The sequence below is a fragment of the Streptomyces sp. NPDC056479 genome (genome assembly GCF_042795335.1).
Classification (GTDB): domain Bacteria; phylum Actinomycetota; class Actinomycetes; order Streptomycetales; family Streptomycetaceae; genus Streptomyces.
Window position 1 is genome coordinate 1,019,979 of sequence record NZ_JBHTRZ010000001.1, and the last position, 26,685, is coordinate 1,046,663.

The 26,685-nt window shown below is 71.3% G+C and carries 24 protein-coding genes and 1 pseudogene; 6 read left to right on the forward strand and 19 right to left on the reverse strand.

Annotated features, from left to right (window positions below; all coding sequences use genetic code 11):
- Positions 1-115: 115 nt before the first annotated feature.
- The gene (locus ACFQ6S_RS04560; RefSeq protein ID WP_383403367.1) at positions 116-712 is read right to left on the reverse strand and encodes a TetR/AcrR family transcriptional regulator; all 597 of its coding nucleotides are present in this window, start codon (positions 710-712) and stop codon (positions 116-118) included.
- Between the two features lie 135 nt (positions 713-847).
- Between ACFQ6S_RS04560 and ACFQ6S_RS04565 the strand changes: the two genes are divergently transcribed.
- Both ACFQ6S_RS04565 and ACFQ6S_RS04570 read left to right on the forward strand, forming a co-directional pair.
- Positions 848-1,747 (forward strand): NAD(P)-dependent oxidoreductase, encoded by a 900-nt coding sequence (locus ACFQ6S_RS04565; protein ID WP_383403370.1) that lies wholly within the window; start codon positions 848-850, stop codon positions 1,745-1,747.
- Positions 1,744-2,523, forward strand: coding sequence for an enoyl-CoA hydratase/isomerase family protein (locus tag ACFQ6S_RS04570; protein ID WP_383403373.1), 780 nt, complete (start codon positions 1,744-1,746; stop codon positions 2,521-2,523). Before ACFQ6S_RS04565 ends, ACFQ6S_RS04570 begins: the two co-directional genes overlap by 4 nt.
- A 17-nt stretch (positions 2,524-2,540) precedes the next feature.
- Here ACFQ6S_RS04570 and ACFQ6S_RS04575 read toward each other — a convergent pair whose 3' ends face one another.
- The 3 genes from ACFQ6S_RS04575 to ACFQ6S_RS04585 are packed head-to-tail and all read right to left on the reverse strand — an operon-like array spanning position 2,541 to position 4,610.
- Positions 2,541-3,761: an RNA polymerase sigma factor gene (locus ACFQ6S_RS04575; protein ID WP_383403376.1), complete on the reverse strand. Its 1,221-nt coding sequence runs from the start codon at positions 3,759-3,761 to the stop codon at positions 2,541-2,543.
- A 7-nt stretch (positions 3,762-3,768) separates the two neighbouring features.
- Positions 3,769-4,122, reverse strand: coding sequence for a YciI family protein (locus ACFQ6S_RS04580; RefSeq protein WP_383403379.1), 354 nt, complete (start codon positions 4,120-4,122; stop codon positions 3,769-3,771).
- Entirely contained in the window at positions 4,119-4,610 is a 492-nt protein-coding gene (locus tag ACFQ6S_RS04585) for a VOC family protein (RefSeq protein ID WP_383403382.1), read from the reverse strand. Before ACFQ6S_RS04585 ends, ACFQ6S_RS04580 begins: the two co-directional genes overlap by 4 nt.
- 177 nt (positions 4,611-4,787) lie before the next feature.
- Here ACFQ6S_RS04585 and ACFQ6S_RS04590 point away from each other — a divergent pair, with 177 nt between their 5' ends.
- Together ACFQ6S_RS04590 and ACFQ6S_RS04595 are read left to right on the forward strand one after the other, a co-directional pair.
- On the forward strand, positions 4,788-6,566 hold the full coding sequence (locus tag ACFQ6S_RS04590) for a protein kinase (RefSeq protein WP_383403385.1): 1,779 nt from the start codon (positions 4,788-4,790) through the stop codon (positions 6,564-6,566).
- A 166-nt stretch (positions 6,567-6,732) separates the two neighbouring features.
- A pseudogene (locus ACFQ6S_RS04595) lies at positions 6,733-7,029 on the forward strand (iron chelate uptake ABC transporter family permease subunit); the annotation flags it as partial.
- Positions 7,030-7,099: 70 nt separating this feature from the next.
- Here the strand turns inward: ACFQ6S_RS04595 and ACFQ6S_RS04600 are convergent.
- The 11 genes from ACFQ6S_RS04600 to ACFQ6S_RS04650 form a co-directional block, all read right to left on the reverse strand.
- Complete coding sequence (locus tag ACFQ6S_RS04600) at positions 7,100-8,779, reverse strand: allantoin permease (RefSeq protein WP_383403388.1); 1,680 nt, start codon at positions 8,777-8,779, stop codon at positions 7,100-7,102.
- A 147-nt stretch (positions 8,780-8,926) separates the two neighbouring features.
- The gene (locus tag ACFQ6S_RS04605) at positions 8,927-9,769 is read right to left on the reverse strand and encodes a class I SAM-dependent methyltransferase (protein WP_383403391.1); all 843 of its coding nucleotides are present in this window, start codon (positions 9,767-9,769) and stop codon (positions 8,927-8,929) included.
- A gap of 29 nt (positions 9,770-9,798) precedes the next feature.
- Positions 9,799-10,767 carry a nitrilase-related carbon-nitrogen hydrolase gene (locus tag ACFQ6S_RS04610; RefSeq protein WP_383403394.1) on the reverse strand — a complete coding sequence of 323 codons (969 nt, stop codon included), beginning with the start codon at positions 10,765-10,767 and terminating at the stop codon, positions 9,799-9,801.
- A 105-nt stretch (positions 10,768-10,872) separates the two neighbouring features.
- Positions 10,873-11,490, reverse strand: a complete 618-nt coding sequence (locus ACFQ6S_RS04615; RefSeq protein ID WP_383403397.1) for a TOPRIM nucleotidyl transferase/hydrolase domain-containing protein — start codon at positions 11,488-11,490, stop codon at positions 10,873-10,875.
- A gap of 56 nt (positions 11,491-11,546) precedes the next feature.
- Complete coding sequence (locus ACFQ6S_RS04620; protein ID WP_383403400.1) at positions 11,547-12,470, reverse strand: cyclase family protein; 924 nt, start codon at positions 12,468-12,470, stop codon at positions 11,547-11,549.
- Positions 12,471-12,551: 81 nt separating this feature from the next.
- Positions 12,552-13,715: a substrate-binding domain-containing protein gene (locus ACFQ6S_RS04625; protein WP_383403403.1), complete on the reverse strand. Its 1,164-nt coding sequence runs from the start codon at positions 13,713-13,715 to the stop codon at positions 12,552-12,554.
- A gap of 54 nt (positions 13,716-13,769) precedes the next feature.
- Positions 13,770-14,915, reverse strand: coding sequence for an ABC transporter permease (locus ACFQ6S_RS04630; RefSeq protein ID WP_383403406.1), 1,146 nt, complete (start codon positions 14,913-14,915; stop codon positions 13,770-13,772).
- The gene (locus tag ACFQ6S_RS04635) at positions 14,912-16,411 is read right to left on the reverse strand and encodes a sugar ABC transporter ATP-binding protein (RefSeq protein ID WP_383403409.1); all 1,500 of its coding nucleotides are present in this window, start codon (positions 16,409-16,411) and stop codon (positions 14,912-14,914) included. Before ACFQ6S_RS04635 ends, ACFQ6S_RS04630 begins: the two co-directional genes overlap by 4 nt.
- 133 nt (positions 16,412-16,544) lie before the next feature.
- Positions 16,545-19,364 carry a SpoIIE family protein phosphatase gene (locus tag ACFQ6S_RS04640; RefSeq protein ID WP_383403412.1) on the reverse strand — a complete coding sequence of 940 codons (2,820 nt, stop codon included), beginning with the start codon at positions 19,362-19,364 and terminating at the stop codon, positions 16,545-16,547.
- 157 nt (positions 19,365-19,521) lie between these two features.
- A complete protein-coding gene (locus ACFQ6S_RS04645) occupies positions 19,522-21,315 on the reverse strand; it encodes a SpoIIE family protein phosphatase (protein ID WP_383403415.1) in 1,794 nt (597 codons plus the stop codon).
- Positions 21,316-21,373: 58 nt separating this feature from the next.
- Positions 21,374-22,057 carry a class I SAM-dependent DNA methyltransferase gene (locus ACFQ6S_RS04650; protein ID WP_383403418.1) on the reverse strand — a complete coding sequence of 228 codons (684 nt, stop codon included), beginning with the start codon at positions 22,055-22,057 and terminating at the stop codon, positions 21,374-21,376.
- Between the two features lie 306 nt (positions 22,058-22,363).
- On the opposite strand from ACFQ6S_RS04650, the gene ACFQ6S_RS04655 reads away from it, so the two are divergent.
- Positions 22,364-22,804 carry an ATP-binding protein gene (locus ACFQ6S_RS04655; protein ID WP_383403421.1) on the forward strand — a complete coding sequence of 147 codons (441 nt, stop codon included), beginning with the start codon at positions 22,364-22,366 and terminating at the stop codon, positions 22,802-22,804.
- A gap of 49 nt (positions 22,805-22,853) precedes the next feature.
- Here ACFQ6S_RS04655 and ACFQ6S_RS04660 read toward each other — a convergent pair whose 3' ends face one another.
- From ACFQ6S_RS04660 to ACFQ6S_RS04675, 4 genes are all read right to left on the reverse strand, one after another.
- Positions 22,854-23,201, reverse strand: a complete 348-nt coding sequence (locus tag ACFQ6S_RS04660) for an ATP-binding protein (RefSeq protein WP_383404324.1) — start codon at positions 23,199-23,201, stop codon at positions 22,854-22,856.
- Positions 23,202-23,440: 239 nt separating this feature from the next.
- On the reverse strand, positions 23,441-23,812 hold the full coding sequence (locus ACFQ6S_RS04665; RefSeq protein WP_383403424.1) for a PRC-barrel domain containing protein: 372 nt from the start codon (positions 23,810-23,812) through the stop codon (positions 23,441-23,443).
- A 76-nt stretch (positions 23,813-23,888) separates the two neighbouring features.
- Positions 23,889-24,176: a DUF5133 domain-containing protein gene (locus ACFQ6S_RS04670; protein ID WP_383403427.1), complete on the reverse strand. Its 288-nt coding sequence runs from the start codon at positions 24,174-24,176 to the stop codon at positions 23,889-23,891.
- A 26-nt stretch (positions 24,177-24,202) separates the two neighbouring features.
- Entirely contained in the window at positions 24,203-25,072 is an 870-nt protein-coding gene (locus ACFQ6S_RS04675; RefSeq protein ID WP_383403430.1) for a SigB/SigF/SigG family RNA polymerase sigma factor, read from the reverse strand.
- Between the two features lie 356 nt (positions 25,073-25,428).
- On the opposite strand from ACFQ6S_RS04675, the gene ACFQ6S_RS04680 reads away from it, so the two are divergent.
- The gene (locus ACFQ6S_RS04680) at positions 25,429-26,304 is read left to right on the forward strand and encodes an RNA polymerase sigma factor SigF (RefSeq protein WP_383403433.1); all 876 of its coding nucleotides are present in this window, start codon (positions 25,429-25,431) and stop codon (positions 26,302-26,304) included.
- Positions 26,305-26,685: the final 381 nt, after the last annotated feature.

Sequence of the window (26,685 nt, forward strand, 5' to 3'; positions counted from 1 at the left end):
GAGGGCCGGACCCGGCTCAGTTCGAGGGCCGTCCACGGAACGGGAATGCACACTGACATGCCGTCAAATTCATGCGGCGGGCGTGTCATTGGCCGCCGCGGCTGCATCCTTCCGGTCAACCGGCCCGGCTCACCGCGCCGTCGAGCAGCGGGCCGAGTTCTGCGGCCACCGTCGTCAGCGGCCGTACGTCCCGCTCCGCCCGTGCCATCAGGATCGCCCCCTCCAGCGCGCTGATCATGAGCGTGGCGAGCGCGCCGGCCCGCTCCTTCGGCACTCCCATGTCCACCAGGGCACCGGTCACCGGCCCGGTCCAGGTGGCGAACGCCGCGGCCGCCGCCTCCCGCGTGGACTCGGTGGACTCCGCGCAGTCCACCGTGGCCGCCGCCACGGGGCAGCCGCCGGCGAATCCGACGGCCTCGTACTCGTCGGTCCACTGGCGCACCATCCCCGCGAACAGCCCACTGGGCGTCGGCTCGTCGAGCGCGGCGAGGAACCGGGCGACACGGTTGCCCGCGTACCGGCCCGCCCACCCCACCGCCTCGTTGACCAACTGCTCCTTGCCGCCGGGGAAGTAGTGCTGGAGCGAGCCGCGGGGCGCGGCGGCATGCGTGGCGACCTCACGCATCCCCGTCGCGGCGACCCCGTCACGCCGGATGAGCTGGGCCGCGCTGAAGACCATCCGCTCGCGCGGTCCCCGTCCGGACACCGCCATTGCGACCTCCTCGTACCTCGGCCTCGTCCCCTCTCACCCTATGACCGCTGTCATAGCTGCGGCTACTATGACCGCTGTCATGGTCGGGAGCGACGACGGCTCGAGGTCCGCGCGAGCCGGAAACGGCGGTGCATTGTGTCCGTGGGTTTCATCGGTCTGGGGGTCATGGGCCGCCCCATGGCACTCAATCTCGCCCGCGCCGGAACACCCCTCATCGTGTGGAACCGCACGCCCGAGCGCTGCGAGCCCCTGCGCGCCGCGGGGGCCGAGGTCGCCGCGAGTGCCGCCGAGGTCTTCGAGCGGGCCGGCGTGGTGATCCTCATGCTGGCCGACGAGTCCGCCATCGACGCCGTCCTCCTGCGGGGCACGCCGGACTTCGCGCCTCGGGTCGCCGGACGCATCCTTGTCCACATGGGCACGACCTCGCCCGAGTACTCGGGCAGTCTGCGCGACGACGTCCGGGCCGCGGGCGCGGGTTATGTCGAGGCACCGGTCTCGGGTTCCCGGGTGCCGGCCGAGCAGGGGCAGTTGGTGGCGATGCTGGCGGGCGACGAGGACGCCGTGGCGACGGTACGTCCGCTGCTCGCCCCCATGTGCCGGGAGGCGTTCGACTGTGGTGCCGTACCGGGCGCCCTGCTGATGAAGCTATCCGTGAACCTGTTCCTGATCGCGCAGGTGACCGGGCTGACCGAGGCATTCCACTTCGCCGACCGGCACGGGCTCGACCGACGGCTGTTCCTGGACGTCCTGGACGCGGGACCGATGGCCAGCGCCGTCTCCCGGATGAAGGCGCCGAAGCTGCTGGCCCGGGACTTCTCCGTGCAGGCGGGCGCCGCGGACGTGCTGAAGAACAACCGTCTGATCGCCGAGGCCGCCCGCAAGACCGGCCTGGCCTCGCCCCTGCTCGACATCTGCCACACCCTCTTCGGTGAGACCGTCGCCCGGGGGCACGGCGACGAGGACATGGTGGCCGTACTGCACGCCATCGAAGCACGGACGGACGGGCCGTTCCGGGAGCCGGAAGGACGAGCATGAGCTGGACGATCGAGCGGCGGGGACGTGTCGCGGTCGTGACGATGACGACCAACCCCGTCAATGCGCAGAACCGCGCCTTCTTCGCCGACCTGCATGAGGCGTTCGACCGGCTGGAGCGTGATCACACGGACTCTCCCGTGGTGCTGACCGGCACGGGCGGCCGGTTCTCCGCGGGCCTGGACCTGGGGGAGAACTTCCCGTTGTTGGCGGAGGACGAGGCGACCGTGGCGGCCTGGTTCGCGGAGTACCGCGCCACCAACATGCGGCTGTTCACCTATCCACGTCCGACGGTGGCGGCGGTGAACGGGCACGCCTTCGCCGGGGGCCTGATCACGGCGGCGGTGTGCGACTACCGGATCGCGGTGGCCGAAGGCGCCAGGTTCGGGCTGAACGAGGTGCCCATCGGCATCCCGATGCCTGCGGTGTACGCACGGATGCTCGCCTACGCGTGGGGCGAACCGGTGGCGGCCCGTGCCTGCCTCCGGGGCGAGATCTTCAGCCCGGAGCGGGCACACGAGCTGGGGATGGTGCATGAGTTGGCGGCGGCGGACGAGGTGCTGGACCGGGCCGTCGAGGTCGCCGGGACGACGCCGGAGGACTGCGTCGAGCAGTACGCCTTCACCAAACGGGCCTGCCAGGCCGCCACGTTGCGCGACATCGCCGACCTGTCCGATCCGCTCGACGAGGAACTTCCCGCCGAAATGCGGAGCGAGCGCGCCCGGCAGGCGCATCGGCGGTACTGGCAGCAGCTCAAGGGCAGCCCCGCCCCCTGGTGAGTGTCCCCGGAACCCGCTCAGGAGGCGGCGCGTTCCTGGAGCAGGGTGCGTTCGGCGGGGTTGGTGGTCAGGTCCAGGGCGAGCCGGTCCGCGGTGCGGGCCTCGTCGGGGCGGTCGAGCGCGCGCAGCAGGTCGGCGCGGGTGGCGTGGAAGAGGTAGTAGCGGTCGAGCTCCGGGGCCAGGCCGTCCACTTCGGCCAGGGCGGCCGGCGGACCCTGGGTGTAGCGCAGGGCGATGGCCCGGTGCAGACGGGTGACCGGTGACGGGGCGAGGTGCAGCAGCATGTCGTACAGCAGCACGATCTGCTCCCAGTCGGTGTCCGCCCAGCACGCGGCCTCCGCGTGCACGGCCACGATGGCCGCCTGGAGCTGGTACGGCCCCGGGCGCTGCCGCCGGATGGCACGCGTCAGCAGCGCCGCGGCCGCCGCGATCGCCTCGTGGTCCCACAGGGAGCGGTCCTGGTCCTCCAGCCGCACCAGCGTGCCCTCGGGGGTGAAGCGGGCGGCCGTACGGGCGCGGTGCAGCCGGATCAGCGCCAGCAGCCCGGCGACCTCGGACTCGGTCGGCATCAGCCGGTGCAGCAGCGCGGCCAGCCACTCGGCGTCGTCGGCCAGGTCGTGCGACTGCGCCTGCCCGGCGGTGGAGAGGTAGCCCTCGTTGAACAGCAGGTAGATCACCGCGAGGACCTGGGAAAGGCGGCCGCCGAGCTCCTCGTCGCCGGGTACTCGGTACGGGATCCCCGCCTTGGTGATCTTCTGCTTGGCGCGCGTGATGCGCTGCGCCACCGTGGACTCCCGCACCAGGAAGGCGCGGGCGATCTGTGCCGTGGTCAGCCCGCACACCACCCGCAGGGTGAGGGCGATCTGCGCCTCCCGCGTCAGCGCCGGGTGGCAGCAGGTGAAGATCAGCCGCAGCCGTTCGTCCGGCTCCGACCCCTCGCCCTCCTCGGGCGGCCAGCGCAGCTGCGCGAGCTTGCGCCGGTAGTTCTCCTGGCGCCGCAGCAGGTCGAGCCCGCGCCGCCGGGCCACGGTGAACAGCCAGGCGTCCGGCCGCTCCGGGATGCCGTCCTGCGGCCAGGTCCGCAGCGCCACCAGCACCGCGTCCTGCACCAGGTCCTCCGCGGTGGCGAAGTCGCCGGTCACCTGTATCAGCGCGCCGGCCAGCCGGCCCGCGTGCTCCCGGACCACGCGGGCCAGCCGGTCGTGCGACTCGGCCGCTTCGTACGGCGACGAGGTCACGTGGCGCTCACCTCATCGGGCCGGTCTCCACCGGTCGGATCTCGACCACCGGGCACCCGGGCCAGCTGCGGACCATGCGCAGTGCCTCGTCCAGGTCGGCCACCTCGATCTCGGTATAGCCGCTCACGACCTCCTTGCCCTCGACGAACGGCCCGTCGACCACGACCGGCTCGCCGCCCTCCAGCCGGACGGTCGTCGCCGTCTCCGGGTCCCGCAGTTTCTGCCCGCCCGTGATCTTTCCGGCATGGGCCGCGAACCACTCGTCGACCCGCTCGAACGCCCGGGCGCGCTCGGCCGGGCCCATCGCCCGCAACTCCTGGGCGAACTCCTCGGTCTCCACGAAGAGCAGCACGTACTTCATCCCTGACCTCCCTGTTCCATCATGGCGGCCATCCGCCGCTCCGCCTCCTGCGACGTCACGTCCTCCACATGCGTGGCCACGGTCCACCAGTGCCCGTACGGGTCCACGATCGTGCCGTCCCGGTCCCCGTAGAACTGGTCCTCGGGCGCCCGCTTGAGCGTCGCCCCCAGCTCCACGGCCCGGCCGACGACCGCGTCCACGTTCTCGACATAGATGAACAGGAAGGTGGGACTGCCGGGCAGACCGGTGGTGGGCGGGGCCTCGGTACCCAGCATCGGTGAGGGGTCCTCGACGATGACGACCGAGTCCCCGATCTCGATCTCGGCGTGCGCGACGGTCCCTCCCGGTCCCGGGAACCGCATGCGCTCGGTGGCTCCGAACACCTCGCGGTAGAACTCGAGCGCCTTCGCGGCGCCCTGGACGACCAGGCACGGGGTGACCCGGCGGTAGCCGACCGGAATCGGCTTGGGCGCGGTTGTCGACGACATGGTCTCGCCTCCTTGTGTGGCTGCTGCGCAGGGCGGGATTTCGCCCCGCTACCCAGAAGACGATCGGCGGCCCGCCGGATACGACAGCCACACCGACGATTTTGCGGACCGCCGGTGCGGGGTGGCCCTCGAAGGGGCCGGCGAACGGTGTCGGCGGTGGCCGTTAAGCTCCCGCCCATGAGTGAGGCAGACAGAGGTCCCGGCAGACGAGTCGTCGACGGGCGCTTCGAGTTGGAGGCCCGTCTCGGCGGCGGTGGGATGGGTACGGTCTGGCGGGCCAGGGACCTGGTGCTGCACAGGCTGGTGGCGGTCAAGGAGGTCCGCCCGCCCGACCGGGACCTGGCCGAGTACGACCCCGAAGGCGCCCGGATGCTGCGCGAGCGGGTGCTGCGCGAGGCCAGGGCGCTGGCCCGGATCGACCATCCGAACGTGGTCACCATCCACCACATAGTCGACGGCGGTGACGGTACGTACCCGTGGATCGTGATGGAGCTGGTCAGTGGCGGGTCCCTGGCCGACCGGCTGGAGCGGGGGCCGATGCCGCCGGCCGAGGCCGCGCGGATCGGCAGGGGAGTGCTGGCCGCGCTGGCCGCCGCGCACGACGCCGGTATCCAGCACCGGGACGTCAAACCCGCCAACGTCCTGCTGCGACCCGACGGCCGCCCGGTCCTCACCGACTTCGGCATCGCCGCGATCCGCGAGACGTCCAACCTCACCGCCACCGGCTCCATCATCGGCACGCCCGACTTCATGGCCCCGGAGCGCATCTCGGGGCACGAGGGCGGTGCCGCCTCCGACCTGTGGTCGCTGGCGATGATGATGTACACCGCGGTGGAGGGCCACCACCCGTTGCGCCGGGGCAGCACCCTGGCCACCCTCGCCGCGGTCCTCAGCGACGACGTGCCGCCGCCGGTACGGGCCGGAGCTCTGGGCGATGCCCTGATGAGTGTGCTCGTGCGTGACCCGGCGGCCCGGCCGTCCGCCGCCGAACTGGACCGCAGGCTGGCCGAGATCGAGTCGTGGCCGACCGGTCCGGTGGCCGCGCGTGACGTGCCCACCACTTACCCGCTGACCCCGCCGTCCCCCTTCGCCGACACCGCTTCCTCCACCCCGGGAGCCCCCGCCTCGCCGACCACGGCGGGCTCGTTCGGCGCCCCCGGCTCGTCGACCACGTCCGTCCCGTTCGGAGCCCCACTCTCGACGGCCGCCCCAGCCGGGTTCGGGCCGCCGCTCCACCCCGGGCCGGGGTACGCCACACCCCAGCCGGTCACCGCGCCCGTGCGAGCGGACGGTCGCCGCACCCCTGGACGGTCCGTCCTGCTGAGCGTCTCCGGGACCTCCCTCGTCGGCGCCCTGGTCCTGACGTGGTGGCTGCTGCCCCTCGGCGGCAGCGCGGACGATTCGGGTGCGCGAGGCTCGTCCACCCGCTCGGCCCCGGAGACGACCGCGTCCTCGACCGCCGCCGCCCCGGCCGCACAGCGCTCGGAGGATCCGCAGACCACCGACATGCTCACCCCGGCCGGGATCCGCACCGCCATCAAGGCCCTGGAGGAGGAGACCGGCCGGGACAGGTTCGGCGACTTCACCGTGTACGAGGACTACGTGTCGGCCCAGGTGATGGTCGACGGCAGCGACACCAAGTACGACTCCTACACCTACCGCCCGGGACGAGGCGTCGAGAAGGGCATCATCAAGAGCTCTCTGGCCGGCGGCGAACAGCCCGTCAGCCTCGACGGCTTCAACTGGGACGCGGTCCCCGCACTGCTCGCCGAGGCGGACAAGAAGCTCAACGTCGACAACCCGGACGCCCGTTACGTCATGGTGAGGCAGCCCAACGACATCTTCGACACCCCGGCAGGTCTCGCCGTCTACCTCACCGACGACTACGGCCAGGCCGGCTACCTGGAGGCCGACACCCACGGCAAGGTCACCAACGTGCTGCCCGCGGAGGGCTGAGCGGTCCTGTCGCGGGTGGCGACACGAACGCCGTGACCACCGGTCACATCCAGCCCCGCGATGGCCAGTCGGCCGCAGTACGGGAGTCGGCGGCGCCTTTGGCTGGCGAAGATACCTGAGCGGTGAAATCCCGCGGTCATGAGCTGTCGGCCACGGGAGTCACCGTGGCCTACGAGGGCGTCTCGGCTTCCTCCTGCTGAGCGTCCTGCTCAGCGCCACCGCCGTCGCCGCCGCGGGCACCATCGGATTCGTGGGACTCGTCGCACCGCACGCGGCCCGGGCGCTCGTGGGCCGACAGCACGTCCGGGTGATCCCGGTCGCCGTACTGCTCGGTGCCGTACTCGTCTGCGCCGCCGACCTGTTGGGCCGTACCGTCATCGCGCCCGCCCAGCTCGGCGCCGGTCTGATGACCGCCGTGATAGGCACGCCCTACTTCCTCCATCTGCTCGTGCGCAGCCGACGCTGGGCCGGCGCGGTGGCACGAATTCCGGGGTGGTCCGATCCGCGGATCGGACCACCCCGGCCGGTCGGAGTCAGGCCGTGGCAGGCAGCAGGTGGTCGCCCGCCTTGTCCGTGCTCAGGCACAGCGAGCAGACCACCGCGACATGGGTGGCGCAGGCGGTCAGGTCCGGGCGCTCGTAGGGCTGGTGGCAGACATGGCAGTCGAGGGTGAGCGCGCTCGGGTTGCCGTCGGCGTCCAGATAGGGCTCGGCGATGCCGTCGTGCGTGCGGCGCAGGTAGTACCGGCCCTTGGTGACGACGGCCATGAGCGGGGTGAGGACGAAGGCGATCAGGGCCGCCGCGACGGGGGAGTACGGCTGAAGGGTGTCGCCGAGGACGTGGAAGTACATGGCGATGGACAGACCGGAGGCGGCGACGAACGCCACGACGCCGACCGGGTTGACCGGATGGAGCATGCCGCGCCGGAACTCGGGCCGCAGCGGGGAGAGTTTCAGCAGGTACTTGTTGACGCCGATGTCGGTGGCGACGGTGACGACCCAGGCGATGGCGCAGTTCGAGTAGAAGCCGAGGATGCTGTTGAGGAAGCTGAACATGTCGGCTTCCATCAGGACCAGCGCGAAGGCCAGGTTGACCAGGACGAAGATCATGCGCCCGGGGTAGTTCCCGGTCACCCGGGTGAAGGAGTTCGTCCACGCCAGCGAACCGGAGTACGCGTTCGTCACATTGATCTTGATCTGGCTGATGACCACCAGGGCCACGGCCAGCGGGACGACCATCCAGGACGGCATCATCGCGTCGAAGGCGCTGCGGAACTGCTGGATCGGCTCCGGCGCGGCGGCCGGTCCCACCTCGGCGAGGATGTACACGGCGAGGAAGACGCCGATGGCCTGCTTCAGCGCCCCGAGCACCACCCAGCCGGGCCCGGCCATCACCACGGCCGTCCACCAACCGCGCTTGTTCTCCTCGGTCTTGGGCGGCATGAAGCGCAGATAGTCGATCTGCTCGCCGATCTGCGCGATCAGGGACAGGCAGACACCCGCGCCGAGCAGGACGGAGGCCGTGTTGACGCCGCCGTCGCCGTCGGTGCCGGCGTAGGAGAGGAAGCGGTCGACGGTGCCGGGGTCGGTGGCGATCAGATAAACCAGCGGGGCGACCATCAGGATCAGCCAGATCGGCGTGGTCCACACCTGCAGCTTGCTGAGTGCCTTCATGCCGTAGATCACCAGCGGGATGACCATGAGCGTGGAGACCAGATAGCCCAGCCACAGCGGGAGCCCGAGGCCGAGCTTGAGGCCCTGGGCCATGATCGAGCCTTCGAGGGCGAAGAAGATGAAGGTGAAGCTGGCGAAGATGACACTGGTGAGGACAGAACCGTAGTAGCCGAAGCCGGAGCCGCGGGTGATCAGGTCGAGGTCGATGTTGTAGCGGGCGCCGTAGTACGCCAGCGGAAAGCCGGTGACGAAGATGACGACTGCGGCGACGGCGATCGCGATCAGCGCGTTGCCGGTGCCGTGGGCCAGGCCGATGCCCGCGCCGATGGAGAAGTCGGCCATGTAGGCGATGCCGCCGAGGGCCGTGGTGGCCACGACCATGGGGCTCCAGCGGCGGTAACTGCGGGGCGCGAAACGGAGGGTGTAGTCCTCCAGCGTCTCCTTGACCGCCTGGTCGGCGGACGTCTGCGTCGTGGGGGTGTCCGTCGTGGTCGTGTCCGTCGGTTCTGTATTCGTCAGCCGTGACTCGGTGGTGCTCATGCCACGCCTCCCGGTGGGGCTGGGTGCGGGTGCTCCGATGAAGTGGGGTGAACCCACGGCCGGTCACGCTAGAAAGCAGTTGTTACCACCGGATTCACCTTGTCGTGAACACGATGTTTCTGATGGTCAGGCCGGTCGGGCCGGTCGTCATCGCCGACGCGGTGACACCCCAAGCTCGAGGAGGTAACGCTTGGTCACCCGACCGCCGTACCGCCCGTCGATCAGCCCCGCGATGCACCCCAACAGCCCGTCCCGGGCGGCATTGGGAAGCGCCCGGTGGCCGGAGTAGGTGCGCAGCAGCTCCAGATAGTCCGCCGTCGAGTAGGTGAGGTCCCGTTCGTAGCGGCGGTAGACGGTGTGCCCGAACCGGCCGTCGCGCGCCACCTCCTGCGCGTGGTCCGACCCGTCGAAGTCGGTGGACGCGGGAGGCCGCAGGCGGGGCGTCGTCGCCGGGTCGAAGCGCTCGTAGCAGCGCTGCACCTCGACGAAGAACTCCTCCGTACCGCCCCGCACATGCTGAGTGCGCACCACGGCGAGCGAGCCCTCGGGCCGCAGGGCGTCGGCGGCCTTGGCCACCCGCACGGCCGGGTCGATCCAGTGGAACGCCGTCGCCGATACGACCGTGTCGAACGGTTCCTGAGGCAGCGGCCAGCGTTCGAACTCCGCCGTCACCACCTCCACCCCGGCGTGCCCGGCCAGATTGCGCCGGGCCACCGCGGCCATCTGCGGTCCCGCCTCGACGGCCGTGATCCGGCAACCCCGCCCGGCCAGCGGCACGGTCGCCTGGCCGGTCCCGCAGCCCACCTCCAGCACCCGGCTGCCGGGGACCGCCCCCGCGAGCTCCCGGAGATCGTCGTACAGCTCCGGCGGATACCCGGGCCTGGCACGGTCGTACAGCTCCGCGTCCTCGTCGAACGTCCGGCTCAGGCGCGTCCGTCGGGACTCCTCGGGGGTGTCGTCGCGTGGTGCGGGCGTGAGGTCGTGGGCCATGGGGAGCAGGCTAGCGACGCCCGCCCCGCTCACTCGTCGATGACGGCGGCGTGTGCGGACGTATCGACGCGGAGGGTGAAGACGTCGGGTCGCGCGTAGTGTCCGACGGGGTCGAAGTCGAAGCGGGCACGCCCGAGTTCGTCGAGGTCGAGCTCGGCGGTCAGGATCCCCTCGCCGTCCCGCAGCGGACCGGCGAGAACCTCGCCCAGCGGGGAGACGATGACCGAGCCGCCGCCGATCAGGACGGTGTCCGGCCCGTCGCCCTGGACGGGGTGGAGGTCGGCGGGCAGACCGTCGCGGCGCAGGTACTGACACGCGCTCAGGACGAAGCAGCGCCCCTCCAGGGCGATGTGCCGCATGGTGGCCTGCCAGGCGTCACGGTCGTCCACGGTCGGTGCGCACCACAGGTCGACTCCCTTGGCGTACATCGCCGTACGGAACAGCGGCATGTAGTTCTCCCAGCAGATGGCCGAACCGAGCCGGGCCGTGCCCGTGTCGACCACCGGCAGGGTGGAACCGTCGCCCTGACCCCACAGGTAGCGCTCGGCGGCCGTCGGCATGAGCTTGCGATGCAGGCCGAGATAGCCGTCGGGCCCGAAGAACAGGGCGACGCAGTACAGGCTGCCGCCCCTGCGCTCGACCGCTCCGACGACGGCGTGACAGCCCAACTCCGAGGTCAGCGCGGCCAGGGCGTCGACCTCGGGCCCGGGGACGTCGATGGCGGCGGCGTGGTAGCGGCGGAACACCTCCCGGCCGGCCGGGGTGCGGCTCCCGACGGTGATCCCGAAGTCCAGCCCCTTGGGATACCCGCCGAGGAACGCCTCCGGCAGCACGACGACCTCCGCCCCTCGCTCCTGGACCGCCTCCCGGAGGAGCTCCTCGGCCCGGCGCAGCGCGGCCGGCGTGTCGAACAGCGGGGCGGCCGCCTGTACGACGGCGGCGGTCACGGTACGGCGGGCCGCAGGGGGCGTAGCGACGTCAGGGTTCGAGGTGGTCATGGCACCGACCCTAGGAACCCTTGGCACCGGGCACCACAGAGATCACGGAAAAGCTCACGGCCGCCGCAGCGCCCCACCGGCACGATTCATCGCCCCGCCGAGCGGTCAGAGGCCGGCGAGCAGAGCGTCGAGCGGCGCCGGGACTCGGTCGGGTTCGAGGGCCTCGACGAGGACGCGACCGTAGTGGATCTTGCGCCCCTTTTTCGTGCCGAGAAAGCGCCGCAACTGCTGCTGTGAGGTGCGCCCTTGCTGGGCGGGCTGGGACAGAAAGGTCCTCAGGGCCCGCCACTCGCCCTCCGCCCGGACGAGTTCCGCCACCCGGCGCGTGCCCAGCGCGCGGATCAGTTCGTCCTCCAGGTCGGCCGCGCAGACGAAGAACCCCTGATGTGCCACGCCGGCCCGTTCCCAGCCACGGGCGTAGTAGCCACGCTCGCCCTCGTCGCACAGCCCCGTGAGACGAAGCCCCAGGCCAGGCGGCCCGAGGAGACCGGTGAAACGCCCGACGCTCATGGCACCGCCCATCGCCAGAACGCAGACCCCCTCGGCCGCCAGATCCCGCCCGCGACGCTCGGCCAGCGCGGTCACCGCCGCCACGTCACTCGGGCCTTCGAGCAGCACGGCCGCCCACACCGGCAGCCTCGCGGCCAGCTCGCGCGCGGGGCCGCCGGGGCCTCCGGCCGCCCACCCGGTGACCGCCTCCCGAAACGCCCCCATGTCCGCCATGGGACGAGTCTCCGCCGGTGCCGGGCCGGTGCGCCAGGCAATTTGCGCGGCACCCCTCACAGCACCGCGACCGGGTTGACGGGCGAGCCCGTGCCGGTGGGTACGTTCAGCGGTGCCACGACGAGCAGGAACTCGTAGCGTCCTTCCGCCGTGCACGCGGAGGACAGCGGCTCCAGGTCGAGGTTGTCCAGCAGAGGTACGCCCATGGCGGTGATGGCGAGAGCATGGACGGGGGAGTGCAGGCCCTCCACCGGGGAGGGCCGTACGTCGCTGTCGCCGTCGCCGCCGAGCAGCGAGATGCCGCGCTCGGCCAGCAGGGGCACGGCGTCCACGTGGAAGCCGGCACTGGCCTCGTCCGGGTTCCAGGGGCCGAGTTCGGCGCGGCGCCGGAAGTGTCCGGAGCGGAGCAGGACCGCGTCGCCCTCGCCGAAGGTCACGCCGAGTGCCTTCTCGGCGGCGAGCACGTCCTCGGCGTGCACGGCGGTGCCGGGCTCGAGCCAGTCGGTACCGAGGACGACCGGCAGGTCGATCAGGACGCCCCGGGTGACCAGCGGGCCGAGCGACGAGACCGCCGCGAAGTGGGCGCCGCTCGCGTCGACGACCTCGCGGGCGGTGCGGCCGTCGTAGAGCTGTCCCCGATAGGCGATGTGGGAGAGCGCGTCGAGGTGGCTGACGCCCTTGCCGTGGTAGTCGACGGCGATGAAGTCCTTGTGGCAGGACGGCTCGGGCGGCTCCACGTCCCCGAGGTCGGACATGTGGTGCAGCGCGGGCCTGGCGTTGTCCGGGCCGGGCACCGTGTTCCAGGGCAGGGCCATCGGGACGGTGATGCCGCTGCGGACGAGGGCGGTCGCACGCCGGACGTGTTCGGGCGTGACCCGGTTCCACGCGCCACGGTCGGCGGGTGTCCAGCGCCCCCAGGTGCGGACCGTCTCGAACAGGGCGTCGAACTCCTCGCGTGAGAGGTGCGGGTTGCTGGTCATGGGGTGCTCACTGCTCCAGGACTGGGAGGGGGATGGGCCAGATGGGCCCGCTCGCGAGGGGCCGATGCCCGCACTGTGCGTCTACTTGCCCCAGATCTTTCGGTACGCCTCCCGGTATCCCGACGGATCCCATGTCGTCGCCCCGTCCGTGTTGTCGGCCGTACTGATGTGGGTGGGGGACACATATCCGCTCTCCGGACCGTCGGAGAAGGCCCGGTTGAACTCGTCGATGATCTGCCAGCCCTGCAGCGACAGCGGCTCGGGCACGGTCGCCGCCTGGTACTGCTCGCTGTTGATGCGCTGGAAGGCGGACGGATCGCCGTCCCCGGCGCCGATGTTGAAGGGCGGGCCGGCCCCCTTCCGGCCGACCGCGCGCAAGGCCGGTGCCGCGTCGGCGAAGTACAGGTCGTTGATGGCGACGGAGTGCGTCCATCGGTCCTGGAAGCGGGACAGCAGCGAGGAGACCTCGCGGGGCGTGCGGGTGCTCGCGTCCGGGATCGGGATGTTCTCGTACGCCAGCAGCTTCACCCCTGAGCAGGTGGCGAGTTCCTTCCTGATCAACTCCGACTTGTTCCTCGCGAAGGGGATCGAGGCATCGGTGAAGATCACGGCACCCGCGTTGCCGTTGGACTGGGCGATCACCCACTGCGCGCTGATCCTCGCCACCTCCTCGACATTGGTCGTGACGTTCGTGAAGAGCGGGGGGCGCCGGCTGGGGCCCGGGGCGGCGACCGCGTGCCAGCCGATGAGCGGAATTCCGGCCGCGTCCGCCCGAGTCACCTGCTGTGACGTCGCGTTGGGGTCGAAGCCGCCGATGACGATGCCCGACGGTCGAAGGGCCACGGCCTCGCTCATCGCCGCCTGGATGCCCGCGGGGGTCCCGCCGCCGTCGATCACCCGGACCTTCCAGCCGATGACGCCCGCGGCGTCCCGCACTCCCTCGGCGGCGCCCGCCACTCCCGGGTTGGTCATGGTCTGCGCGACATAGACGATGGTCCTGCCCGACACGGCCGTGGGGCCGGTGGTCGGTCCGTTCCAGGCAACGTCGGTCCGCTGCGCCCGGTCGACGGCCGTCCGGGCCCGGGCGTGGGCCGCGGGACAGCCGTTCGGGCCGGAAGGCGGGTCCTCCGGCCCGCTCTGCGAGCCGCGTTCACAGCCGGCCAGGACGGCAACCGCGGCCAGCAGGGCAGCGGCGGCGGACCTGGCCCTGAGGATGCCGGGTGTGGCCTTCGGGGTGCGGTGCACGGAAGCTCCTCGCGGAGGGATGCGCGAACGGGACACGGCAGCCGGGGGTTTGCCTCACGTGGTGCCCGACGACGTGCCGCCGTCCTGGGCCGGGCCGGCCGGCGGATCCGGCGGCACGGCGGGGGAGTCGCGGGCCGTGGTGGCGCCGATGCGCAGGCGGCGACGCGCCGTGTAGCCGGCGAGGCCGACGGCGAGCAGCAGGGTGCCGCCGTGGAACAAGGGGACCGTCCAGAAGTCGGCCCCCGCCTGGCCGATGCCGGTGAGGCCGACGGCGAGCACGGTAACGGCCACCAGGGTGCCCAGGGCGTTGGGACGGCCGGGCTTGATCGCGGTGGAGCCGAGCAGGGCGCCGACGAAAGCGGGCAGCAGATAGTCGAGGCCGACGCTCGGATTGCCGATCTGCTGCTGGGCCGCGAGCAGCACTCCGGCGAAGCCGACGAGCAGCCCTGACGTGGCGAAGGCGTACACCGTGTACTTCCGGATCGGGATGCCGAGCAGGTCCGCGGCGTGCGGGTTCGATCCGACGACGTACAGGTACCGGCCGAGCGGCAGCCGCTCCAGCACCAGCCAGAGGGCGGCGGTGAGCGCCAGCACGTAGAAGGCGGGCACGGGCAGGCCGAGGAACGTGGAGTTGTAGAGGTCGGTGAAGGCGGCCGGGAGGCCTTGCGGACCGGGGACGATCCGGCTGCCGTCGGTGATCCAGCCGGTCGCGGCGTACATCATGCTGCCGGTCCCGAGCGTGGCGATGAACGAGTCGATCCGGCCGAACTCGACGATGACGCCGTTGAGAACGCCGGCGACACCGCCGCCGACGATCACCGTGATACACACCAGCGGCCAGGGCCATCCTTCGTTGACGATCAGCTGCATCACCAGGACGTGTGCCAGGCCGAGTCCGTATCCGATGGAGAGGTCGAACGCGCCGGTCACGATGGGGACCATCGCGGCGAGGGCGAGGATCGCCGGGATGGACTGGGTGGCCAGGATCGAGTCGACGGTGTCCCGGGTGGGGAAGGTGCGCGGCAGGGTGAGGGAGAAGACCAGGACGAGAAGGGCGGTGAGGGCCAGGAGGCCGTAGGCGCCGACGAGATGGCCTGCCGGGCCGCCGCGCAATCGGGCCGGAAGGCTCGCTCCGCCCCGGCCGCCGGATCGGCTCGGCGGGCCCGGTCGACGAGGCCGCGGCCCGGGCGGGGGAGTCACCGCTTCGTCGCCGTGCCGGCGGGAGGCACGGCCGAGGCCGCCCGGGTGAGCCCGGCGACGGTGAGGGACGGACCGCTCAGCTCCGCCGTGACGGACCCGCGGACGAAGACCAGTGCGCGCCGGCACACCCCCACGACCTCCTCGAAGTCGGTGGAGATGAGGAGGACCGCGAGGCCGGCGGCCAGTGCCTCGTCGAGCAGCCGGTGGATCGCGGCCTTGGCGCCGACGTCCACGCTGGCCGTCGGTTCCTCGAGGACGAGCAGGCGCAGGCCGAGCCTGAGCCACCGGCCGATCATGACCTTTTGCTGGTTGCCACCGGACAGGGTCGCGATGGGAGCCTCGCTGTCGGGGGGACGCACCGAGAACCGTTCGATCAGGGCGTCCGCCTCGTGGCGCTCCCGGCGCGGGCCGATCCAGCGCAGCGCCGGCACGCCGCCCGCGCGGGGGTTGGCCAGGAGGTTTTCCCGCACGGTCAGGTCGGCGAGGCAGCCTTCGAGCTGTCGGTCGCCCGGCACGAGGCCGACGCCGCGCGCGACGGCGTCGACGACGGTCCGGGGACGGTAGGGCCGTCCGCCGAGTAGCGCGCGTCCCCCGAGGAGCGAATGGACGCCCGCGACCGCTCGGCCCAGCTCCATGTGACCGGCGCCGGTGAGGCCGACGAGGCCCAGGACTTCGCCGGCCCTGAGCTGCAGGCCGACCTCTCCCGTGCCGGTGGTCCGTACGCCGTCGAGGGTCAGCAAGGCCGATTCGTCGGCCGGAGCCGGGGCCGGGCGGTGGTCGGCCGGGTACTCGCCGGTGATGTCGCGCACGAGGCGGGCCTGGCTGTGGCCTGCCAGCGGGCCGTGGCTGACGAGCCGGCCGTCGCGCAGGACGGCGAAGGTGTCGGCGACCTCGTCCACCTCGTTCAGCCGATGCGTGACGTAGAGGACGCCGTGGCCGCGGTCGCGCAGGGTGTGCAGGACGCGGAACAGCCGGGCGCAGTCCGCGGCCGGCAGCCTTGCGGTCGGTTCGTCGAGGACGATGAGTCCGGCCCGTGTCGCGAGTGCTCGTGCGAGGGCGACCAGTGATCGCTCGGCCGGGGCGAGCAGGGCGATCGGCGCGTCGGGGTCGAGGTGTCCGGCCACGGTCTCCAGTGCCTCGGCGCAGCGCTCCCGGGCCCGTCGCCAGGAGATCAGCCCGGCGCGGCGCGGATACCCGGTGCTCAGGGCGATGTTCTCGGCGACCGTCATCCACTCCACCAGACCGAGATCCTGGTGGATGAACGACATGGCGCGCGAGGCGTCCTGGCTCCCGAGCGGGTGCCCGTCCACCGTGATCCGCCCCGCGTCGGCTCGGTGGACACCGGCGAGCACCTTGATGAGCGTGGACTTTCCGGCTCCGTTGGGACCGAGCAGGGCGAGGACGCTGCCCTCGTGGACGTCGAGGTCGACTCCGGCCAGCGCGACGGTGCCGCCGAACCGCTTGGCGAGCCCACGGACACGGACCAGAGGTTCCACGGACAACTCCGGTGGTCGGCCTGGCGGGTTCTTCCCGACTTCCACCAGCGATATTAGCGGGATGTATATCTACTTTTCGGATATCTACCGTCCCGTTGTGGCCCCAACGGGTCAGCGGCCCGGCGGGACTCGCTCACACCCCGTGCAGCTCGCATTCGGCCCAGATGACCTTGCCCTGCGGCGTATAGCGCGTCCCCCAGCTCTGCGACAGCTGTGCGACCAGGAAGAGCCCCCGGCCGCCTTCGTCGGTGGTGGCCGCCCGCCGCAGATGGGGTGCGGTGTCGCTGGTGTCGGAGACCTCGCAGATCAGGGTGCGGTCGTGCAGCAGCCGTACCTGGATGGGCCCGGTGCCGTGCCGGATGGCGTTGGTGACCAGCTCGCTGAGCATCAGTTCCGCGGCGAACGCGGCCTCGTCGAGCCCCCAGTCGGCAAGCTGCCGCATCGCCGCGGCGCGGACCTCGCTGACGACGGCCGGGTCGGTGGACACGTCCCAGCTGGCGATCCGATCGGGCTCGAGGGCGTGGGTGTGGGCGACGAGCAGCGCGATGTCGTCGTACGGGCGGGCGGGCGCGACGGTGTCCAGGATGACCCCGCAGGTCTCCTCCGGTGTGCGCGCCGAGTGCGCCAGGGCGCTGCTCAGCTGGTCGAGGACGACGTCGACATCTCGCGTCCGGTCCTCGATGAGACCGTCGGTGTACAGGACCAGCCGGCTGTCCGCGGGCGTATCGATCTCGGCCGCCTCGAACGGCAGACCTCCGAGGCCGAGCGGAGGTCCCGCGGGCAGGTCCGGGAAGGACACCGTGCCGTCGGGCCGGGCCAGCGCGGGCGGGGGATGGCCGGCGCGGGCCATGGTGCACCGCTGCGAGGTCGGGTCGTAGACGGCGTACAGACAGGTGGCGCCGATGAGGCCGGCGCCGTCGGAGTCGGGGTCCTCCCGGTCCAGGCGTGCCACGAGGTTGTCCAGGTGGGTGAGGACCTCGTCCGGCGGGAAGTCGAGTTCGGCGAAGCTGCGTGCCGCGGTGCGCAGTCGGCCCATGGTGGCGGCCGAGAGCATGCCGTGGCCCACGACGTCGCCGACGAAGAGGCCGACACGCGTGCCGGAGAGCGGGATGACGTCGTACCAGTCCCCGCCGACATCGGATTCGGCCGGCAGGTAGCGAAGCGCGACGTCGACGGCGCTGTGGTCGGGCAGGCCCTGCGGGAGCAGGCTGCGCTGGAGGGCCAGGGCCAAGGTCCGTTCATGGGTGTAGCGCCGGGCGTTGTCGAGGGACAGCGCCGCCCGCGTGGCGAGTTCCTGGGCCAGCGACCGGTCGTCGTCCTCGAAAGGTGCGGAGTCCTGCGCACGGTAGAAGCAGACGACGCCCAGGACGACACCGCGGGCGACCAGGGGCACGGCGATGAGGGAGCGCACATGGCTCAGCAGCCGCCCGGAGTGTTCGGGGTCGTGCGCGAGCCAGCCCGCGGCGGCCGTCAGGTCCGGCTCCAGCACCGCCTGTCCGACCGTCAGTGACCGCAGCTGGGGCGTGGTCGAGGCGTAGTCGACCTGCTTGCCGACCGGCCAGAAGGGACAGCCGTCACGGATGCCGTGGACCACGGTGCGCAGCAGCGCGCCGAGGGGAGTGGCGGCCTCGTCGCCGCGCAGGACGGCCTCCGGCAGGTCGATGGTGACGAAGTCGGCCAGTCGCGGCACCGCGGTCTCGGCGAGTTCCTGGGCGGTACGGCGCACGTCCAGGGTGCTGCCGATGCGCGTGCCCGCCTCGGACAGCAGCTCCAGGCGCCGCCGCGCGGCCAGGGCATACGTCCCCACCTGCGGTTCCCCGACCAGTACGAGCCCCCTGGCCGGGGGTGGGGAAGCGTGGTGATCGCCCCGCTCGCCGTCGAGACCGGCGGTCGTGACACTCCCGGACAGATCAGGCGCCGCGACCACGGATATCGCCTTGGACAGCGAGGTCACCGCGGGTGCCGGCACAGCGGGCAGACTCATCGGCTCGTCGACCTGGTGCGGGATGGTGGCGGCGTCGCGGGGCGCGGGACCGGGGAGCACGGCCTCGACGGCGAAGCCCTCCACTCCGGACGCGCCGGTCATCGGACGGCTCACGAGCGTGATCGACCGCCCGTCCGGAAAGGGCACGTCGAGGGCGGCCCGCTGCCCGCGGGAGAGCAGCTCGGTGGCCTTCTCCATGAGGATCGCCCAGTCCGCGGGGCGAAGCTCGGAGGCGAGTGCGGCCACGGTGACGCTGTGGTGCAGGCCGGAGGCGGCCTGCTTCCCCGCGTCCAGGTACGCCGTGAGCAGATCGCGCTCCCGTGTGGAGCTCTGTCGCAGCAGGCGCCGCTCGATGGCTTCGGCCGCCTTGCGGATCAGGGAGTCCAGCGACGGGTCCTCGGCGCCGCGCGGATAGCCCAGGCACAGGACGCCCTCGATGCGTCCGCTGAGCGGATCGCGCACGGGAAGCGCCCGGCAGGCGCTGCCCTGGGAGCGTTCGGCGAAGTGCTCGGCACCGTAGACCCGGATGAGCTGCCGCTCCGCCAGCGCGAGACCGATGCCGTTGGTCCCGGCGAACCGTTCGGCGAACACGAACCCCGGGACGCTCTGGATCGCCGGGAGGCTCCTGGCCAGCGATGCCTTTCCGAAACGGCGCAGGAGCACCGTTCCGTTCGCATCGGCGACGGAGATGTTCATCTCGCTGCCGTCGAACCTGGACTGCAGCCGGTCGAGCACCGGCACGGCGGCGCGGACGATCCGGCCGTCGGGCTCGAAGTCCTCCCGGTACGGCAGCTCGGACTGGTTCGGCGACAGGCCCAGGGTCCGGGAGCGCTGCCAGGAGTTCAGGATCGGGGGCCGGACGCCCTCCGTGACCTGCTCACCCTGGAGAAACCGCTCACGGAAACGCGCGGGTCCCGTGCCACCTGTCGCACGCCCCGTCAGCATCGGATCGCCGCCGGACCGAACCACGCTTCGCCTCACTCGAGCCTTCGACCATGCGCTCATCGGAAGAATCTGGCATTGATGAGGATACGGGCATTGTGGACGCGAGTCACGGCGCGCAAGGTGCCGCACGCGGGGGCGACCGGACGGGAAGCCGGTCATGCCCGAGAGGGCGGGGCCCAGGTCAGCCGGAACCCTGATCGCCCGGCAGCAGCTGCTCGAACCACACCACCTTGCCCGAGCTCATCCGCGTCGCCCCCCAGCGCAGTGCCAGCTGGTCGACCAGGAACAGCCCCCGGCCTCCCTCGTCGCTCAGCCGGGCGTGCCGCATCCTCGGCACCAGCGGCGAGTCGTCGCCGACCTCGCAGCGGAGTACGTCCGAGCGCAGCAGTCGTAGCGTGATCGGCCGGGAAGCGAAACGCACGGCGTTCGCCACCACCTCGCTCACCAGCAGCTCGGTCGACTCCGCCAGGAGGTCGAGCTCCCAGCGGTGCAGCGTTCTGCGGGTCAGCCGACGGGCCTGCCGCGCGGTCTGGGGGCGCGGCGCCAGGTACCAGTACGCGACCGTCTCCGGCTCGATGCCCTCGAACCGGGCGGCGAGCAGCGCGATGTCGTCGTCCCGGCCGCCCGCCCCGAGCGTGCCGAGCGCCACGTCGCACAGCACCTCCAGCGCCGGGGACCCGTACCCCGACGCGGCAGCCTGCAGTCGCTCCCGCAGCCGCTCCATCCCGGTCAGCACATCCGCGTCACGGGACTCCACCAGGCCGTCGGTGTACAGCAGCAGCGCCGCTCCGGCCGGCGCGTGCAGCTCGGTGGACTCGAATCCCCCGATGCCCACGCCGATGGGCGCTCCGGGCGGGACCCGCAGAATCTCGCCGCGGCCGTCGGGGTGGAGGAGCATCGGCGGCAGATGACCGGCGTTGGAGACCAGCAGCCGGTGCAGGACAGGGTCGTACATCGCGTACAGGCAGGTCGCCGTGTGCTCGGTGCCCAGGCGGCCGGCCTGCTCGTCGAGGTGGTGCAGGACCTCGTCGGGCGGCAGATCCAGCAGGGCCAGGGTCTGCACCGTCGTGCGCAGCTGGCCCATGATCGCGGCCGAGGTCATGGAGTGGCCCATCACGTCGCCGATGACCAGCGCGACACGGTTGCCGGGCAGCGGGATCGCGTCGTACCAGTCGCCGCCGACCTGCGCGGTCCGCGAGGACGGCAGATAGCGGCTGGCCAGCCGGACACCCGGAGGCTGGGGCAGCGACGGCGGAAGCATCGTGCGCTGGAGCGCGTCGGCGACCGAGGCCTCACGCGCGAACAGCGTCGCCTTGTCGATCCCCAGAGCGGTGTGCGTGGCGAGCTGGGAGGCCACGAGCATGTCGTCGCCGGTGAAGCCGGGCCGGCCGGGCCCACGCAGGAGGACGACGCTGCCCAGGGCATGGCTGCGGCCGTGCAGCGGAGCGATGATCAGCCTTCGTCCGGCCGGACCGGCAATCCCCGGCGGGTCGGCACCGCCCAGCAGCTCGGCCGCCGTGGCCGCGATGGCCGGGGTGTCCCCGAACACGGGCCGTCCGCCGTCCAGCAGCTTGGCGAGCACACCATCGGCGGCCGGGCGTACGACCTCCGCGGCTTCCACCCGCGGGGCAGCCGGGTCTCGCGGGGAGACGCGGTCCGTGGCGTGCAGCCGCAGAACGGCGGGAATCGCGGTGGCCTCGTCCCCGACCGGAAGCGGATCGTACAGATGGACGAACGCCGCGTCGGCGAACGCCGGGACCGCCGCCCGGCACAGCTCGTCCAGCGTCTCGTCCAGATCGATGCCGCGGGCGATCTGCCGCGTCGCCGCGTCCAGATAGCGGAGCCTGTCGGTCTGCGGTCCGGTGAGATCCGGTCCGGCGTTTCCCGGCTGGCGGGCGGGACCGGGGTCGGCGCCCTCCCGGTGTCCGCCGGCCTGCCCGTCGGCGCCCTCGCCGGGTCCGCGGCGCTTCGTCATCACCTGTACGTCCTTCCCGCGCTGCGGGCCCCCGCCGAAGCGGGTGGACCACAAGGCGTCAGACCTTCCGTCGTCTGCACCGCAGGAAGATCTGTACTTCGGGCTGGACGTCCGCGCTCGCCGGGGCGTAGGTGTACGAGGACTCGTCGGAGATCTCGAAGCCCGCCGCCTCGACGACCTCGCGCAGCTCGTCCCGCAGATAGCCGGAGACCCGGATCGTCTCGCCGATGAAGGGGATCGAGAAGTCGTCCACATCCGCCTCCACCATCGACAGCGTGAACAGCCCGCCCGGAACCAGCAGGTGGTGGACGGTGCGCAGCGCGAGGGGGATCTCCGCGCGCGGGAGCATCAGCAACGAGAAGAAGGCCGCCACCGCGTCGAAGCGACCCAGGTCCAGGGAGCCTTCGGGTCGCAGATCAGCGATGTCCGCCCGATGGAACCGCCCGTTCGGCACGTTCTTGCGGGCGAGCGCGAGCATCCCCTCCGACAGATCGACACCGACTACCTCGAACCCCGCCTCCGTCAGCTGCAGAGCGGTGGGGACCCCGGTGCCGCACCCCAGGTCCGCCACGCGAGAGCCCGCCGGCAGGGATCCGGCGAGCCACTCGGCGGACGCGACTTGCCCCTCCTTGTGCGGGAAGACCTCGTCGTAGCGCTCGCCGATGGCGTCGAAGGCCTCGGCCTGACCTGTGCGGTCGAGCTGGATGCTCCCGTAGCCGACCTCGTCGGCGGGGCTGCTCACAGGGACTCTCCTTTGATGCCTATTGGCGATTTTGTCATAGTTATAGGGGCGTAGCTGCGGTCTGAACAGGGTCGAGGACGGCGGTCACCGCCGTGAGGCATCCCTCGTGGTCACAGCCGGACCGGCGTCCGGACGTAGCCGGGTTCCGACCTGCACAGCAGCCTCTGTGGCCTCATTCTCCAGCGGCGTCTCCAAGGTTCCTACCTGTTTCGGACGCGTATCCGCGCTCTGGCTGGGAACCAGCAGCGGTGGAAGCACACGAGACAAGTCACCGCGGCCGACGGTAGACGGGCCGAAGAAGGTGTGATGGCGACCGAATCGCGTGGGAGTGGCGATACACCGTCCTCCGAGAAGATCCAGGACTGGGAGGCCAGGTTTGGCGGGGGGTTCGGAGATGTGACAAGAGCGCGCCTCAGCGCGGAGAAGTTCCTGACCACGCTCGCGCGGTCCGCGCCGCCGGCGACCCCCGAGTACCGCGACGACATCCTGCTGGTCGTCAGCGAGCTGGCCGCCAACGCGATCCAGTACGCTCCGGGGCCGCTCAGGCTGGTGATGCGCAGGACCTTCGACGGCGTCCATGTGATGTTCAGCGACACGAGCACCACCCCGCCGGCGCCGCGCCCCTTCCACCCGGGCACCGGCAGCGGCGGCGGTATCGGCTGGTATCTGATCCACACACTGTGCGACCAGGTCAGCGTGGTGGTGCGCGAGGACGGCAAGGACGTGCACGCGTTCCTGCCCTGGTGAGTCACCCGCGCCGCACACCGTCCCGCGCACTCGGCCCACCAGCGGGCCCTCAGGTCATCGGCACCAGCACGCTGACGGTCTTGCCGCCCTCGCGGCGGTGTTCGATGCGGATCTCGCGCGCCAGCCGGATGATCAACGGCCATCCGTATCCGCTGCCCTCGTGCGCCTGGGGCAGCGTGCCGGGCCCGTACGCGGCGGAGGGGACGGTCTCGCTGTAGTCGTGCACGCTGAGCCGCACCCCCTCCGGAACCGGGTCCACCTCGAAACCCGCGAGGCCGCGACCGTGCCGGATGGCGTTGGTGACCAGTTCCGACACGACCAACAACAGATCGATCACGGCTGCCTCAGCCGTCGGGCCGGACGAGCCATGCCCGTGCGCTTCCACGACCGAACGCACGTAACTTCGTGCCGCCGCCGCGCTGGTGATCGGGACCGATCCGGTGTGCGCCGTCCGGCTGTCCCCGGCAGGACGGCGCTCCGCCGGCATCAAGGCTGCTCGTTCGCCGCCCGCGGGATGCTCGTCGTTTCCCGAGCATCGCGGGCGTGCACCAAGAGGGCTGTGGCTTTGGTCACTTCACCATTCCTCGCACGCTGTCGTCTCCGCTCCAAGTCGTCCGTCGCTCTCCATGGGTTCGCCTACCCGCGCGTGCCCGAATCATGGGGCAACGCGGCGTAGTAGGCACCAACGGCGGACAAGTAATCGGGATCGAGGGTCTCGCGGTCGGTCGTGAAACGGGGTGCCGCCTTGGCCGCCGCCCGGCTGCACCCCACGGCGATCGTGCGGGCCTCCATGTCGATGCCGGTGACCGTGCCCGCCGGAATCAGCAGACTCCGGCCGAACACCCAGGCGCCCGTGTCGACGACGAGATGCCGCAGGGGAGTGTCGTCGGCCTGGCGGTCCACTTGGCCGATGACCCCGTCGGTCGCCTGGACCGTGAACCCGGTCAGTGTCCGCCCCACCTGGTGACCGCTCCCGGGAGGGTACGACCAGATGCTGTCGGTGCTCACATCACTTCCTCCTTCCTGTCGTTACTGTCTTCCGCCGCTCTGCCGTGTTCGCGCGCTTTCCGCACGCGGTCCCGGATCAGCCGACGATCGCGGACTCCTGCGCCGGCGGCTCGCCCCCACCGGCGATGCCCGCAGGCCGCTTCGCCGGTACGACGGGGTCGTGCGCGGCGGCGAGCAGGTGGCGGGCCGTCTTCAGGGCCTGGCCGACCTCGCGCGTTCCGGTCGACACGCACAGCGTGTAGGCCAGGTCCTGTGCGCGCAGATCACGCCCGCCCCGGCCGGCCGCACCGTCGCCCTGGTCGGCCATGAGCGTCTCGTACTCCTCGACGAGCCTGCGCAGCATGGCCGGATGGGGCATCAGCATGGGTATCCGCTCCTGGATGAGGTGATTCACGCGGACCGGCCGTCATCGCCGCGGTGCTCCGAGCGCTGGTCCTGTTGTGCGAGGGCCTCGTCCCGTACCCGCGCACAGCACCGGGTGATGAGGCGGGAGACATGCATCTGGGAGATGCCGAGCTGATCGGCGATGCGGCTTTGCGTCATGTCCTCGAAGAAGCGCAGGTACAGGATGGTGCGCTCGCGCTCGGGCAGCCGGCGCAGCCCCTCCTTCGCCGCCTCTCGGTCGATGACGACGTCGTACGCCTCCTCGCAGCCGCCGATGGTGTCGGCGAGGCTGTAACCGTCGTCGCTCGCGGACATCTCGGCGTCCAGGGACAGGGTGCTGAAGCTGTCCAGCGCCTCCAGTCCCGCGTTGACCTCGTCCTCGGTGAGCCCCGTGTGGGCGGCGATCTCGGTGACCGAGGGGGTGGAGCCGCCGGAGGTCTGGGTGAGTTCTCGGCGTGCGATGCGTACCTTGTTGCGCAGCTCCTGGACGCGGCGGGGGACCCGCAGGGCCCACATCCGGTCGCGGAAGTGCCGCTTGATCTCGCCGGTGATGGTGGGCACGGCGTAGCTCTCGAAGGCCCCTCGTCCCGGCTCGTAGCGGTCGATCGCCTTGACCAGTCCCAGAGCCGCGACCTGGCGCAGGTCCTCCAGCGACTCACCGCGGTTGCGGAATCGGCTGGCGATACGGTGCGCCATGGGCAGCCATGACCTGGTCAGTTCGTCGCGAATCGCCTCTCGCTCGGGCCCGTCGGGCAGAGCGACCAGGCGGTCGAAGTCGGCCGCGGTGTCGGGGGCGTCGTGGTGGACGCGTCGGCCGGACCCGCGGGGGCGGGCAGAGTTGTTGTCGGAACCATGTGCGGACGTTTCAACCAGCATGAGAGAACAGCTCCTGAACGTCTTTCTCAGGCAAACTCCGTGGGAAACGGTGCAGGGCTCGTAGGCCCCGGAGCGATCACATCCGTCGCACCGGTGCGCCTCTGTTCCGAAGCACGAAATCCCGCATGCCCCACGACTTCCGGCGCAAACGACCGCGGACGCACTGACGATGACGGAACGTTCCGTGGCAGTCCCGGATCTCTGCGGCCGGGGCGTTCGGAATCGGCCACGCCGGCAGGTGACTTCACGCCAGAACTCGCCACCTCGGGGAAGTCCGTGCGAATCAGGGGGAGTGAGTCGCGCGAACTCGGGCACACGGGGGGAGGCAATGGGTTCCGGTAACCGGGGAGGGCGGCATGGCAGCCGTGACGGTGGCGCAGGCAACGGCCACGGCACAGGAGACGGTCACGACGGGCGAGGCGGCGCTGCCGCTGATCGAGGAACCGACGAGGGTGAGGCCGCAGGACGCACGCGAGCTGTCGCGGCAGTTCTTCGACCGGCTGGTCACGCTCGAGGAGGGCACGCACGAGCATCAGTACGTGCGCAACACCCTGATCGAGATGAACCTCTCACTCGTGCGGTACGCGGCATCGCGCTTCCGTGCCCGTGGGGACTCGCTGGAGGACATCGTCCAGGTCGGGACCATCGGGCTGATCAAGGCCATCGATCGTTTCGAGGTCTCGCGGGAGGTCGAGTTCACCACATTCGCCGTCCCGTACATCGTCGGCGAGATCAAGCGCTTCTTCCGCGACACGAGCTGGGCGGTGCATGTGCCGCGCCGGTTGCAGGAGGCGCGTGTGGAGCTGGCCAAGGCGACGGAGGAGCTGAGCTCCCGGCTGGGCCGTACGCCGACCACGCGTGAACTCTCGGAGCTGATGTCGCTCTCGGAGGAAGACGTGATCGAGGCCCGCAAGGCCTCCAACTGCTACCAGTCGGCCTCCCTCGACGCGGCGGTCACCGGCGACTCCGAGAACGGCGAGTCCGTGCTGGCCGACCTCCTCGGTGAGGAGGATCCGTCGCTGGAACTCGTCGAGGACTTCCACTCGTTGGCGCCCCTGATCGCCGGGCTGGACGACCGCGAACGCCGGATCATCCATCTGCGTTTCGTCGAGGAGCTCACCCAGGCGCAGATCGCCGAACGGATCGGCGTGTCCCAGATGCACGTCTCCCGGCTGATCAGCCGCATCATCAAGCAACTGCGCGCAGGGCTGCTGGAGCCAGGAGTGGCCTAGCCCTAGCCGCCGTCAACTGGGTGGGCCCGCAGCCGGGCGACTGCGGGCCCACCCGCACGTCTCACCGCCGGCGCCGCGCAGACAGGTCGACGACGAACCACGGCACGCGACAGCCGGCCGCAGCCGCGACATCGCCGTCGTCCGGGACAGCGAATCGACCCTGGGCGACGGGCCATACCGCTCCCGTCGCCGACGGGCGTGTCCTGGTTCCGGTTTGCGGCTCTGCGCCGGGTCGGAGTGTCTTCGTTCGCGTGGGTGTCTGTCGGCCGAGCGCGGTGCGTGATGGCCGGCTGGCGATCGGGCTGGCCGCGGGTTCCGCAGGCGGTGTCGTCTGTGGCCATCGGTCGGGCCTCGGGCGACGGGTCGTGCCGCTTCCGGTAG